The organism is Intestinimonas butyriciproducens, from assembly GCF_016901775.1.
Taxonomy (GTDB): domain Bacteria; phylum Bacillota; class Clostridia; order Oscillospirales; family Butyricicoccaceae; genus Pseudobutyricicoccus.
This window is the reverse complement of sequence record NZ_JACJKW010000002.1, coordinates 48,858-62,315: the sequence shown is the minus strand read 5'-3', so window position 1 is coordinate 62,315 and position 13,458 is coordinate 48,858. Positions and strand designations below refer to the sequence as shown.

Annotated in this window: 10 protein-coding genes; 9 read left to right on the top strand and 1 reads right to left on the bottom strand. The window is 56.5% G+C overall.

Going from position 1 to position 13,458, the window contains the following annotated elements; translation table 11 throughout:
• Window positions 1-10: 10 nt before the first annotated feature.
• The 4 genes from H6A25_RS01660 (at window position 11) to H6A25_RS01645 (ending at window position 8,163) form a co-directional block, all read left to right on the top strand.
• On the top strand, window positions 11-6,433 hold the full coding sequence (locus H6A25_RS01660) for an S-layer homology domain-containing protein (RefSeq protein WP_204750281.1): 6,423 nt from the start codon (window positions 11-13) through the stop codon (window positions 6,431-6,433).
• 165 nt (window positions 6,434-6,598) lie between these two features.
• Window positions 6,599-7,207, top strand: coding sequence for a TetR/AcrR family transcriptional regulator (locus H6A25_RS01655; protein WP_204750280.1), 609 nt, complete (start codon window positions 6,599-6,601; stop codon window positions 7,205-7,207).
• 91 nt (window positions 7,208-7,298) lie between these two features.
• Complete coding sequence (locus H6A25_RS01650) at window positions 7,299-7,784, top strand: hypothetical protein (protein WP_204750279.1); 486 nt, start codon at window positions 7,299-7,301, stop codon at window positions 7,782-7,784.
• Window positions 7,711-8,163 (top strand): hypothetical protein, encoded by a 453-nt coding sequence (locus H6A25_RS01645; protein ID WP_204750278.1) that lies wholly within the window; start codon window positions 7,711-7,713, stop codon window positions 8,161-8,163. The genes H6A25_RS01650 and H6A25_RS01645 overlap by 74 nt, the downstream gene beginning before the upstream one ends.
• Here H6A25_RS01645 and H6A25_RS01640 read toward each other — a convergent pair.
• Entirely contained in the window at window positions 8,160-8,318 is a 159-nt protein-coding gene (locus tag H6A25_RS01640) for a hypothetical protein (protein WP_204750277.1), read from the bottom strand. The two genes, H6A25_RS01645 and H6A25_RS01640, sit on opposite strands and share 4 nt — an antisense overlap.
• Window positions 8,319-8,403: 85 nt before the next feature.
• Here H6A25_RS01640 and H6A25_RS01635 point away from each other — a divergent pair, with 85 nt between their 5' ends.
• The 5 genes from H6A25_RS01635 to H6A25_RS13030 all read left to right on the top strand — a co-directional run bounded on the left by H6A25_RS01635 (window position 8,404) and on the right by H6A25_RS13030 (window position 13,437).
• Entirely contained in the window at window positions 8,404-8,685 is a 282-nt protein-coding gene (locus H6A25_RS01635; protein WP_207750792.1) for a hypothetical protein, read from the top strand.
• A 65-nt stretch (window positions 8,686-8,750) separates the two neighbouring features.
• Window positions 8,751-10,034, top strand: coding sequence for a glycosyltransferase (locus tag H6A25_RS01630; protein WP_204750276.1), 1,284 nt, complete (start codon window positions 8,751-8,753; stop codon window positions 10,032-10,034).
• Between the two features lie 65 nt (window positions 10,035-10,099).
• Entirely contained in the window at window positions 10,100-10,663 is a 564-nt protein-coding gene (locus H6A25_RS01625) for a M48 family metallopeptidase (protein WP_204750275.1), read from the top strand.
• A gap of 272 nt (window positions 10,664-10,935) precedes the next feature.
• Window positions 10,936-11,406 carry a WHG domain-containing protein gene (locus H6A25_RS12660; protein WP_204750274.1) on the top strand — a complete coding sequence of 157 codons (471 nt, stop codon included), beginning with the start codon at window positions 10,936-10,938 and terminating at the stop codon, window positions 11,404-11,406.
• A gap of 15 nt (window positions 11,407-11,421) precedes the next feature.
• Window positions 11,422-13,437 (top strand): MATE family efflux transporter, encoded by a 2,016-nt coding sequence (locus H6A25_RS13030; protein ID WP_204750273.1) that lies wholly within the window; start codon window positions 11,422-11,424, stop codon window positions 13,435-13,437.
• Window positions 13,438-13,458: the final 21 nt, after the last annotated feature.

The window sequence follows — 13,458 nt, the reverse complement described above, 5'->3', positions numbered from 1 at the left end:
AGCAACTACCATGAAAAAATCATTTTTGCACCGGGCCCTGGCCTCACTGCTGGCCCTGAGCCTGCTGCTGGGCATCCTTCCCCCTTCCGCCTTCGCTTCAGAAGGCGGAGGGGTGGACACCCTGTCCGATGAAAACCTGCAGATCCTGGTGGACCGGCGCAACGGCGGCTTTTCCATCCGCACCCTGGAAGGGGACGCCATCCAGAAGGACGACAACAACAAAAACCTGCTCTTCCCCCTGGGTGAGGACGACACCTCCTTTTTGTCGGTGCGGATCACCCGGGACGGGAAAGCCAAAGACTATGTGTTCGGCGGAGACTATGAGGGAGCTTCCCCGGTGGAAGTCACCGCTGCCACTTCCCAGATCCAGGCGGTATGGGAAGTGGATGATGTGCGCATTACCCAGACCTTCCGCCTGGCCAACCCCGGTTCCACTGAACATGGCATGGCCTATCTCAGCTATACAGCGGAGAACCTGGGGGCCCAGGCCCAAGTAGAGCTGCGCCTGCTGATGGACACCGCCCTGGGCACCCAGGACTACGGAGTCTATGAAGTGGCCCAGGACAACGGTTACACCCGGGTGACTTCCGAACAGACCGTCACCGATTACCAGAACAACTTTTTCGCCTATGACGACCCCCAGAACCCCAGCATCATGGCCTATTTTCTCAACGGAACCGTAGGGGATACCGTCAGCAAGCCGGAAAAAGTGACCTTCGGCCATTGGAACAACCTGGCCGCCTCGGTTTTTGACTATGCACCCGACGGGAGCCTGGATTTCACCACCCCCTACAACCGGGATTACCTGACAGCCGACAGCGCCTTTGCCCTTTATTATGACCTGGGCACCCTGGCTCAGAACGGCAGCGGCTCGGCCGCCGGGTATTACGGCGTCTTTTCCAATGCCGATGTGCCCGAAACCGCCGGGGCCACCCTGAACTTCACCGACATGCCCGAGACCCTGACAATGGACACCAACGGAACGGCCTATACAAACAATGGCGATTTCACGGTGCAGGGAACCTTCCGGAATATCTCCGGCGGCACGCTGGACAATGTGCGCCTGGTGGTTTATCCGGGAGAAAAGATGACGCCCTATGATCAAAACAATGCGCTGCAAACCGATGCAACCTACTGGGATCCCTACTATCTGGAACTGACCAATTTGCAGGACCAGGGAAGCCAGAATGTGAATTTCAAGTTCCAGGCCACCCCCGGGGAAGAAGCCACCTACCGGAAGCTGACCTTCCAGGCCTACAAGATGGAAGACAGCTCCACCGTTCTCCAGGCCAAAAACCTGCTGTGCACCGAAACGGTGTGGATTCTCTGTCCCGGCACCAATGGCAATGTGCCGGAGATCGGCTTTACCAGCGCTTCTCCCGATCTGATCTACACCACCGGCACCCGCAGTCTCTACCTCACCGGCACCAATTTCAATATGCTGGAAAGCCAGCAGGAGAGCGCTGTCTTCACCCTGCGTCTTTCCCGCACCGATGGGGGAACAATCGATGGAAAAGAGAGCATTGAGATTGAAAAAGATGCCTTTGCCATCGATGCGGAAAACAACACCGCCCAGGTGGTGCTGACCCAGGAACTGGACATTGGGGAATACCAGCTGACCATCGATTACCTCGACGCTTCCAAGACTGACATCGCCGCCCCGGCCCTGCGTTTCCAGGTCACCGATGACCCGGAATACCGCAATAACGGCTATGGCGTGGTGACGGTGGAGCAGGATTCCGACAAGCAGTATTCTGTCCATACCTACGCCACAGAAAAAGACTATGCAGACTCCGGCAAGTCCCTGGGCGGCGCCGTCCTGCTGGAGTTCCGGGGCTCCTTCTCCCAGAAGGAAGAAAGCGGCGCCAAAGTGTACACCGCCGTGTCCCTGGGAAAAGAGGACAATGTGATCACCCTGAACAACTGCCTGGATATCCGGGACGGCCAGGTGACCATCACCGATCAAGGCGGCGTCATCGAGGTGGATTTTGACGCCTCCCTGCTGATCTCCGGCGTGGGAACCTCGGTGTGGACCGGGCCCTGCTGCCTCACCGCCATCGAGGACGGCACGGCCTATTCCCTCACCACCTATGAGGAAAACGGCGACCGGGATCAAGACGGCAACATCACTTTGCTATGGCCCAGCGTGGGCCAGGCGGCCCAGGACCTGCTGGGGCTGCTCTTTGAGTTCAAGTACGGCGAAATGGGATATATGAATGGCGTAGGCGGCGTCATCGCCTTTGGCGGCGGCCTGGATCTGTCCTTCCTGGTGCCTGCCGCCAAGCAGTCTGCACCGGAAGCCTCTGCTTTGGACAAAGCCAAGCAGGACCTGATCGCAAAGGGCCAGGCCACCCCGGACAATCTCCGGGCCCTGGAGGACCAGTATCCCCATAATGCCGACACGGTGGATACCAACGCGCCCCCCTTTGAAACCAGCACCGACATGGGAGACAGCGCCGAGGCCGGGGATGGGGACAGCCGCTCAGCCACCATCCAGGTGGACGACATCCTCTTCGGCGGCGGCCAATACCAGGGCGTCAACTTTTCCGTGGCCCTGGGCCTTCCCAGCTACATCGACGGCATGCCCGGCATTGAAGGCGTGCTCACGGTAAAAACTGTGGGCGATTGGGCCGTGGGCGTTTCGGGCGCCGCCTCCTTTGCTACCTTTGCCATGGAAGCCGAGCTGGCCATCCAGAGCAAGGACGGCATCCCCTACCCCGACACCCTTCGCTTCTATGTGGGCGGATTTACCCCCGGAATCAACCTGGACGGCATGGGCGTGCTGTGGCTCCAGGGTGCAGGCGGCGGCATCGACAATCTGTATGACACCATCTTCCTCACCGACGCCATCCCGCCCTTGCAGCTGATTCTTCAAGGACAGTTCTCCATCCTCCAGATCATCTCTGCCCGGGCTGAGCTGGACCTGAGCCTCCAGGGCATCGGCGCTCAGCTGAGCAACGGCACCCTGGCTAATTCGGTGGCCGTGCTGGACAGCGCCCAGCTGGAGCTGGGATGGTATCCGGAGGTCTATTTCCTGGCCGCTCTCAATATGAACATTGCCGGCATCCTCCAGGGCGGCGGCTATATTGTCAGCGATGAAGCGCAGCTGTTTGAGTTTTTCATCCAGGCTGCTCTGACCCTGCCCGGCAATCTGCCCCTCATCGGGGGCCTGACCCTGGCCAATGTGGGCCTGGGAGCCAACACCGAAAAAATCTGGGGCGCTGCCGAAGCCCTGGGGATGAAGGTGGGCATCACCTATTACTGGGGCGGCGACATCAGCTGGAACGGGGAAGAAGCCACCTCCAGCCATCCGGAACTGATGACCTTCCGGGCCGTGCCGCTGTACACCTCCCCCACCACCGGCAAGACCCTGTATGCCGCCGTGGGCAACAATGTGTCGGTGGCGGCCCGGGCCCAGGTGGTATCCAGTCTGAACGGCCCCACCACCTTTACCGGCGGCGACAGCCTGAAAAGCAACATTTCCGGCCTGAACCATCAGCTGACCCTGGAAAACAGCGCCTCTGACGGCGCTCTGTCCTTCACCTGGGAAAGCGCCAGCGAAGCGGCCGCCATAGAAGAAGGCAAGAAGCTTTTCATCCAGGCAAGCGATGGATCAGATTACCCGATGCATTGGCTTGATCCGAAAAAAGACGCCAATGCGCCGGAAAACCAGAATGCCAATGCCCATGTGTATTATGACGAAAAAAGCAAGCAAGCACACATGACAGTAACCTTCCCGGCTGGGACGCAGGGCGCCTATACCATCGCAACCAGCCAGCCCTCCGACCTGACCTTCTACCGCCTGGCCCCGCTGCCGGAGCTGGAAAAGGTGGAAGAAAACGACAATCGGGCCACCGTCACCGGTACCGGCCTGAGCAAATTCTCCCAGATCACCCTGCTGGCCGTGGACGGGGAAACCGCCTATCCCGTGGGCAGTACAACTGGCGCCATCACGGGCGGCAGCGTGGAAATCACCCTGGACACCGCTGCCCTGCCCTCCGGCACATACACTTTGCGGGCCGTAGCGGTGGACGAGAGTGCCACCACCGCCTCCACTGCGGAAACCCGCTGGAAGTATGAAAATCCCCAGCAGCCCGCAAAACCCACGGTGAGCAATGTACAATCCGCCGGAGACTACAAGGTGTCCTTTACCGCCTCCGGTGAGGGGATTGACGGCTACCGGGTGAACTTCTATGAAGGGGATCAGCTGGTTTCCGGTGTCAGCGGGCTGATGCTGGAAAAAGGCAGCAACACCTATACCGCCGGCGGCCAGGCCACAGTGCCGGAGTATCAAACCGGCAAGGAGGGACAGTTGCTTCTGGACGACAAGGGCTATCCCATCGCCACCGGCGAAACCACCGTGGGCCTGGAAGCGGGCAAAACCTACAAAATGGGGGTATCCGCTTATAAGGTAACAACTGACGGCGTTACCCTCTATTCGGAAGAAACACGCACCGATGTGACCGTTTCCGCTCCCACCCCGCCCACATTCTCCTGGGATGCCGATGTGAAGGCCGTAACAGAAACCACCCAGGCTGGGAAAGAAACCTTTGAGACCCTGATCTATCCCAAGAACAGCTTCACCGCCACCATCACAGAGGCAAAGGGCCAGAAGGTCTCGGGCACCTGGAGCCTGGACGACGGCGAGGAAACAGAAGTTACCAGCCAAAGCACGATCTCTCTGGAACTGAAAAACCTCACCGAAGGTTCCCATACCATCCGGTTCCAGGGAACCAACAGCCAGGGGGATGCCTTCCGCTATACCAAGAGCTTTACCGTGGATTCAACGCCCCCGGCTTTGATGATCTCCACCCCCAACAGCGGCTCCTTCTTCTCCGCCAGCACCCAGGTGACCGGCCGGAGCGAAGGCACGCTCACCATTTCGGTGGATGGCGGCGCAGCGGAACCTGTGACCATTGAAAAAGACGGCTCTTTCACCTATAAAGTCAACCTGAGTGAAACGGCCGCCAGTCACACCCTGACCCTTACGGCCACCGATGGGGTGGGCCACCGCACCACCCGTACCTTACAGCTGGTGAACCCGGCTCTGGGACAACTGAAAAACATCGCCATCTATGCAGATGGCCAGCCCATCGAGAACCAAAAGCTGGAGCCCACCAGCAGCTCCACCACCTTATCAGCAGTGGCCGTGCTGGAAAACGGCAGCACCCTGTCCCTCACCGGCAGCCGCCTGGTAGAGTGGGAAGCCGATCCGGCCACCGGCACTTTCCAGGTGAATGATCAGGGCCAGCTGACTCTGTCCGCCGGATCGTCCGGCCTGGTACACGCCCGGCTTCGGGCCACCGACCAGGGAGCTTATTCGGCCTATGCCCTGGTCAGCGGTGAACATGTCGATCCCACCATCACCTGTACTGCCGGTGCTGGCGGCTCGGTTTCCATCTCTGCGATCAATGCAGATGGAACCGATGCTGTGATCCGCAATGAGAACGGCGTCTATCAGGTGAAGTCCGGCTCCACCGTGACCATCCGGGCCAGCGCCAGCAGCGGCTACACCCTGGCAACTCTTTCGGTAAACGGTACGCCAGTTCCTGCCGCCAACGGCACTTATCAGGTGGAAAACATCCGGGATTCCCTCACGGTCCACGCCGCTTTCCAGGCTGCATCCATTGTTCCTGGCGGCGGAGACCAGGAGCCCCACTATCCCATCACTTCTCCCTCCCAGACAGAGGGCGGCAAAATCACCATCACTCCCCAAAATGCTTCTCCCGGAAAAACCGTTACCATCACATCCCAGCCGGAGGCTGGATATGAGCTGGGAAGCCTGATCGTGACCGATCAGAAGGGCAGTATGCTGACCCTCACTCCCAAAGGCGATGGCAGCTTTACCTTCCGGATGCCTGGCGGCCCAGTGAAGGTGGAAGCCCTGTTTGTACCCCAGGGTACCGGCTTGGGATTTGTGGATGTATCCATAGAGGATTATTACTATGATGCAGTACAGTGGGCGCTGGAAAAGGGCATCACCAACGGCATCACGGACACCACATTCGGCCCCCATCTCACCTGTACCCGAGCCCAGGCCGTCACCTTCCTGTGGCGTCTGGCCGGTTCGCCTGCGCCCCAAAGCCAGGATATGCCTTTTGCCGATGTGACGGAAGATGCCTATTATCGCACAGCGGTCCAATGGGCTGTGGAGCAAGGCATTACCAACGGCGTCACCGCCACAGTTTTTGCACCGGATCAGACGGTGAGCCGCAGCCAGATGGTCACTTTTCTCCATCGTTTCTCCCAGTCCCCCGCTCCCACCATTCCATCGGGCTTTGCCGATGTGAAGCCCAGCGACTATTATTACAATGCAGTGCAGTGGGCGCTGGAAAAGGGCATCACCAATGGTACCTCGGACACCGCATTCAGCCCCGACCTGGGATGCAATCGCGGACAAATGGTGACCTTCCTGTACCGCTTCACCCATTAAACCCGCAAACCCTATCCCCTGTTTTAATACACAAAGCCCCTGGCCGATGGCCAGGGGCTTTGTCGTTTTTTCTCCACCGATCCTCCACTTGCCAAATCTTTGGAACGGTGCTAAAATAAAAACACATTTTTTGATTTGTCTTTATTATGGAAGGAGGTCTGTGCTATGCCCAGGGTGGCCTATTCCCTGGAAGAAAAACAGCGGCTGCGGCAGCAGCTGGTGGCTGTGGCGCTGGAGCTGATGGCCAGACAAGGCATTCAGCATACAACGGTGGAGCAAATCTATCAGAAGGTAGGGATCTCCCGCAGCTTTTTCTATTCTTTTTTCCCCACCAAGGAGGACCTTGTGGTGGAAGCCCTCTATCTCCAGCAGCCCCGGATCCTGGCTTACGCCAAAAAATTGATGGAAGATCCGTCCCTTTCCTGGAGCGAAGGCGTGGATACCTTTCTCCGCTCCTGCTGCTATGGTGAGCAAAATGGTATCGCCGTCCTGACGATCGAAGGGCAACAGCATATTTTCCGCCGGCTTTCTCCCGAAAACTGTCAGATTTTTCGTCAAAAGCAAAGTCAGCTGTTTGGAAAACTTCTGGAATGTTTCGGCGTTCCGGCCGGTCCCAGGCAGGTGGCCCTGTTCACCAATCTTTGCCTGACTTTGATGGTCATCCGCCGGGCGATTCCTGAGACTCTGCCCTTTCTGGTGCCTGAAGCCGCCGATGAAACGGCCGATTTCCAGATCCAGACCATCATCCACTTTTTGGATGGGCTGCGCCGGTGATCCCCTTTTCCGCCTCTACCCCGAGGCGGAAAAATTTCACCCATAATAAATACAAAATCAAAAAAACATCTTTATTTCAGGAGGAAATCCTATGGGACTGTTCAGCAAAATTTTCAAAGGGCCGGAAATCGACATGGAAAAAAGCCGACAAAACGCAGCCAAGATGCGTGCACTGTTTGACCAGGTGGTGGAAAACGGCAGTTCCTACCAGCTGATTTTTGGCTACACTGAAGATGTGAGCCGGTTCAACTATGGCTTTGTTCACGGCAGCAAAACCAAGATCGGCAACCTGATCGTAGGCTGGAACGAAGAAACCCGAACCATTGCAGTGGTGCCCACCGTGCCCGATCTGTCGGGCTGCGGCGATCCTACCTATTACCGCCGGTCGGAAATCCTCAAGGCCTACCGGAATAAATATCCCACCGATGCCTTTATCATTTATCCGGACAAGCGGAATTACATCGGCATCAACGCCTATGACTGGCTGGAAGATGAAAAGCTCTATGTCTATGTATCTCAGGAAAAAGAGCTGGCGGCCTTTACCGACTTTTTCCTCCATCGTTTTGCCACAAAATGACCCTGATCCCTTTGCTCCAGCAGGCGGGAGTTATTTTTCTTCTGCTGCTTCTTCTCTTCTTTCTGGGGAATCTGTGGTTTTATCTGGTGGAAAGCCTTTTGAAAAAAATCAAAGGCAGCTTTTTCCCCAAAAAGGAAATCCCATGGCACACTCTACCCAAGGAAGAGCAACAGGACGAAGATGCGCAAAACCGGTAAGAAAAACCCCAAGCTCCCCATTTTTTCTGTATATTCTTTCCCTTCCCAAGGGAAATGGATACCCGGTGCTGCATATGTCTGAAATAATCAAAGCCTCCGGCCAATCCGGAGGCTTTGATCTGTTTTCCAAAGGGTTGCTGTCCTCCCTCTCAAAATATGCTGCTTTCACAAAACCCCATTAAGAGGAAAGAGCATCGATTCTTCCCATTTCGTCGGAGCTGAGCAGAACATTTCCCCGGGGATCGATGATCCGTTCCACTGCCGGCGCATCAGGGGCCGTATCAAGACAGGATTCCTTCTTCCCATAGGGAAGAAAAAATCTTCTCCAGGGCGTCACATCTCTTTTCCTTTTTCCATAAGATAAAGGGAGCCCATACTCAACACAAAACCACACCAACGAAGGAGCGGAAGCAATTATAGGAATGCCTGTCATTTCGTCCAGCAACATCACAAGATCCCAGGCCATCACCGATATCATTCAGTCGGTGGCCCTGGAAGAAGCCGCTCTGTCTCACATCCTCAACGCTGAGGGTGAAAAAATCCAGAAAATGGTGGCTATGGCCGATGTCACCCCGGAGATCTTGCTGCAAACCAACAAATCGGTGGAGCCCATGGTGGATTCCGTGGCCCAGCTGGAAACCGTTCTGAAACAGAAGCTGGATCTGTTCGGAGGGTGCAGCTGCCCCAACCAACCTTCCGTTTAATCCGGTTGACCCACTTTTGCGGCGCGGCAAAATCGCCGCGCCGCATCCATGGAAAGGAGCACACCGTGAAAGTTGCCATTCTTACCATGTTCGCCGGGCTGTCCTCCACCTATTCTCTGGTGAATGTGGTGGCTGACCAGCTGCAAATGCTGTTGGATGCCGGCATTGCCGTAAAAATGCTGGTGAGTGAAAACTGTCCCGACCGCGAACGCACCGGAATTTTCTCAGACCCCGTACTGCAATGGGTAAAGATCACCAACACCTTGGATGGACAGCCCATCCACTGGCGGGATTACTCCGCCCCCACCGGCTCGGTGCATCCCACTTTCCATCGGGAAGCCGATGCCATTGCCCGGGATTTTGTCCGGCATTTGCAGGATGTGGATGTGTGCATCCTCCATGACATCCTGTACCAGGGGTGGCATCTGGTACACAATGTCGCCCTGCGGAAAGCCCAGAAACAGCTGCCCCAGCTCCGTTTTCTCTCTTTTACCCATTCCCTGCCGGTACCGCGGCCGGAAACCATGGAAGAACCTTTTTCCGCCCGCTTTACCCCCCTGCCCAATACCATCTTCGTCTATCCTACCCAGTCAGGCCTTCCTGCCCTTTCCCGGCAGTACGGTGTTCCATTGGACCAGTGCGCCGCCGTATATAACTGCCTGCCCCTTCTTTCCTCCATGAACCAGGATGTACAGCAAGTGGCCCGGCATATAGATCTGCTGGGGGCCGAGGTGCTGGCCATTTACCCGGCCCGGCTCACCACCGGCAAGCGGCTGGAAAAAGTGGCTGCTCTGTGCGGCGCCATCCAGAAGGTGTCCTCCCGCCAGACCCGAGCCGTATTCTGCGGCTTCCCCTGTGCCCACATTCCTCCGGCACTCTACAAAAAAATGATCCGTACCGAGGGGGAAAAATACGGTCTGTCTGCCGGCAATCTGCTTTTCACATCCGATATCGGTTATCCCCTGGGATTTCCCCGGGAGAGTGTACTGGAACTGTTCCAGCTGTCCAACCTGTTCATTTGTCCTTCCTATTCGGAATCCTTCGGTCTGACGGTGCTGGAAGCCGCCAGCCGCGGCAACTTCCTGGTGCTCAATCAAGCAGTACCTGCGCTCCAGGAATTGGGAGAGAAGCTGGGCGCCTACTTTCTTCGCTGGGATGCCCGTAACTTCGGCTTTGACACCCGGGAGACCTACAATCCTTCGGAACAGGCCTATTATGAGGACCAGGGCCGGGACATTCTGCGCCGGATGGATGAAGACCCGGCTCTTTCTGCCAAAACCCTGGTGCGCACCCATTACAGTCACCGGTGGGTAATGGAAAACCAGCTGCTTCCTTTGCTGAAAGGCTAGAAGGCTCTTGTCCTGGAAACCGGAAGAGGGTATACTGAAAGCAAATACGCCGGAAGGAGATTTCCATGCCCTCATCCCCACTGTATCCCTATACCCTTCTCCGCAGCAAGCGGAAAACACTGTCCCTTCAGATCACCCGGGAGGGGCAGCTTGTGGTGCGCTCTCCGTTGAAGCTGCCGGAAGAAGAAATCCGCCGCTTTGTAGAGGAAAAATCCCCCTGGATTCAGAAACATCTGGAAAAACTTGCCGCCCGGCAAAGCCGGGCCCTGCCGCCGCTGACTCTGACAGAGCGTATTTCTCTGGCAGATGCCGCTTTGCAGGAAATCCCCCGGCGTGTGGAGCATTTTGCCCCTTTGGCGGGGGTGGACTATGGCCGCATCACCATCCGGGCGCAGCATACCCGGTGGGGCAGCTGTTCTTCCAAAGGAAATCTGAATTTTAACCTTCTCCTGATGCTCTGCCCGCCGGAAGTGCTGGACTATGTGGTGGTACACGAGCTGTGCCACCGGCTGGAAATGAATCATTCTCCCCGCTTTTGGAAAGAAGTGGAGCGGGTGCTACCTGATTATCTTCCCTGCCGCCAGTGGCTGCGGGAAGAGGGCGGCCCACTGCTGGACAGGCTGAAATAAACTCTGCCATACCTTCCCTTGCCCCATTCCCCGGATGCCGTGATACCCACGGTATCCGGGGAATTTTTCTTTTTCATCTTCTGCCGCTCTTTCCCTCTCGACAAACTAACAGTGTTAGTGACAGCATTACTAATGCTGTTGGTTTGAAAGGAGCATGGGTTATGGGTCCAAAAGGACTGACCAAAGAGATCATCGTGCAGGAAGCTGTGACGCTGATTGAAGAAAGCGGACAGTGTGTCATCTCCCTGCATGAGCTTGTCAGACGGCTTTAGGTGAAAACGCCGTCTCTGTATAACCACATTGCAAACACAAAGGATCTGCAGCGGGAGGTGTTCCGCTGCGCCATCCACAGGTTTGTGGAAAACCAAAAGGCCGCCATCTCCGGAAAGGAAAAAGACGAAGCCATCCGGGCCTTTGCCCGGGCGTATTTTGCCTTTGCCGCAGAAAACAAAGGCTTGTACCGGCTGATCATGTCCATGCCGCTGAACAACGATGAGACGGAAAAAGAAATGGCCGTACCGCTTCTGGAAACGGTGATGGAGCTGCTTTGCGGCTATGGTCTGAGCCGTGAGGCCTGCTCCCACTGGCAGCGGGTGCTTCGCGCCATTCTCCACGGTTTCATCTCCCAGGAGGATCTGGGGTATTTCTATTATTATAAGGACACCGAGCTGGAAAAAAGCCGGGAGATCGCCATTCAGTGTTTTCTCAATGGCCTCCATGCAGAAACCAGCCGGATGGAATAGAAAGGGGCAGAAAGAATGCAGAAAAACAACAATGAATTGTTTACCACCATGCCCGTGGGCAAGGCCGTTGCCAGACTGGCCATCCCCACGGTGATCAGCCAGATCGTGGTGATTTTGTACAGCCTGGCAGACACTTTCTTTGTGGGACAGATCGGCGACCCCAACCAGCTTGCGGCGCTTTCCATCACCTTTCCCATTTTCACCCTGCTCACCGCTGTGGCCAATCTGTTCGGCATCGGCGCCAACAGCGTGATCGCCCGGAGTCTGGGCAAAAACGATCAGGATACTGCCAAAAAGGCCTCTGCTTTTGGTTTCTGGGCCAGCTTCGGCGTGACAGCCATTCTGGCCATTATCCTGGGATTGTTTATGAAACCCATCCTCACTTTTTTCAAGGCAGATGAGCTGACCTTCAGCTTTTCGGCCCGATATCTCCTTTGGGTGTTTGTCATCGGCGGCCTGCCCACAGTGGCCGGACTGATCCTGGGCCATCTGGTCCGGGCCGAGGGCAAGACCAAAGAGGCCGGCATTGGCCTTTCCCTTGGCGGCATTATGAACATCATCCTGGACCCCATCTTCATCTTCGAAAAGGGCGATACCATTTTTAACGGCGCCCTGACCATGCCTTTTGGCTTTGGTATGGATGTGTCCGGTGCCGCGGTGGCCACCATGCTTTCCAACACCATCTCCATGGTGTATTTTTTTGTCCTACTGGCCCGGATACGCAAACACACCGTTCTGAGCATCCATCCCAAACGCTTCTCCCTGGAGCGCAAAGTGTCTTTCGACACCTGTGCCATGGGCTTCCCCGCTGCGGTGTCAGTGCTGCTGGTTTCGGTGTCCATTGCCGTGCTCAACGGCCTGCTGTTGGGACATGAAAACGGCAACATCCTCTCCGCCGCCTATGGCGTTACCTCCAAATGCGGTACCATCGCCCTTCACATCAGCATCGGCATCGCCCAGGGCGTCATGCCTTTGATCGGCTTCAGCTACGGCGCCAAAAACCATAAGCGGGTCCATCAGGTGTGCAGCCTTTCCTTCAAGATCCTGTGGATCTTCTCCATTCTGTTTCTCATCATCGTACAGCGGATGCCCGCAGCCATTGCCGGCATCTTCACACCTCACGAAGAAACCATTCAGGTGGCTGCCACCTTCATGCGGTGCTGGAGCTGGTGCGTCATCGGTATGAGCCTGTTCAATATGTACAACTCGGTGTTTCAGGCAGTGGGCAAATGGAAGGCCTCCCTGCTTCTGGCTGTACTTCGCCTGGGTATCATCTTTACAGTGCTTTCCTTTGTCATGGATGCCATCTGGGGCGTCAAAGGTCTGATGTGGGTGCAGGCCGTCACAGACACTCTGGCCTTTGTCATTGCGGCAGTGCTCTACGCCCGCTTCAAAAAGTCCGTCATTCAGGAAGCTGCCCAGGCTCCGGCTGCGCCGGCCCCGGCCACTTCCAACCGGATCATTGCCATCAGCCGGGAATTTGGCAGCGGCGGCCGTACCATCGGCAAACAGGTGGCCGCCAAGCTGGGCATTCCCTGCTACGACAGCGAGATCATCGACAAAATCTCAGCAGAAACCGGCTTTGCCAAAGAATATGTGGCCAAATACGGCGAATACGCCATATCGGACAGCCTGTACAGCAACGCCCTGGCCGGACGGACCTACAACGGCCAGTCCGATGGGGATAAGCTGTGGCTGGCCCAGAAGAAAGCGGTCACCGACCTGGCATCCCAAGGCCCCTGCGTCATCATTGGCCGCTGCGCCGACTACATTCTCCGGGACATCGCCGATTACCTGACTGTGTTCATCCATGCTTCCGATGAAAAAAGAGCCGAGAGAATCGTCTCCATCTATGGCCAGCGGGAGGACGGTCCGGAAAAAAGACTGCAGGACAAGGACAACAAACGGAAAGCCTACTACGAACTGTACACAGGCACCGTTTGGGGCGAAGCGGAAAACTACACCCTTTGCCTGGACAGCGGCGTTCTGGGAACCGATCGCTGTGCAGAAATCATCCAGAGCCTGTACTAGGCCAGTTTCAAAAGGCCGGGA

Excerpts from the sequence above, each read along its gene's own strand:
- H6A25_RS01655 (WP_204750280.1), top strand. The coding sequence starts at position 6,599 with ATGCCCAGGGTGGCCTATTCCCTGGAAGAAAAACAGCGGCTGCGGCAG.
- H6A25_RS01645 (WP_204750278.1), top strand. The coding sequence starts at position 7,711 with ATGTCTATGTATCTCAGGAAAAAGAGCTGGCGGCCTTTACCGACTTTT.
- H6A25_RS01650 (WP_204750279.1), top strand. The coding sequence starts at position 7,299 with ATGGGACTGTTCAGCAAAATTTTCAAAGGGCCGGAAATCGACATGGAA.
- H6A25_RS01625 (WP_204750275.1), top strand. The coding sequence starts at position 10,100 with ATGCCCTCATCCCCACTGTATCCCTATACCCTTCTCCGCAGCAAGCGG.
- H6A25_RS01660 (WP_204750281.1), top strand. The coding sequence starts at position 11 with ATGAAAAAATCATTTTTGCACCGGGCCCTGGCCTCACTGCTGGCCCTG.
- H6A25_RS13030 (WP_204750273.1), top strand. The coding sequence starts at position 11,422 with ATGCAGAAAAACAACAATGAATTGTTTACCACCATGCCCGTGGGCAAG.
- H6A25_RS01635 (WP_207750792.1), top strand. The coding sequence starts at position 8,404 with ATGCCTGTCATTTCGTCCAGCAACATCACAAGATCCCAGGCCATCACC.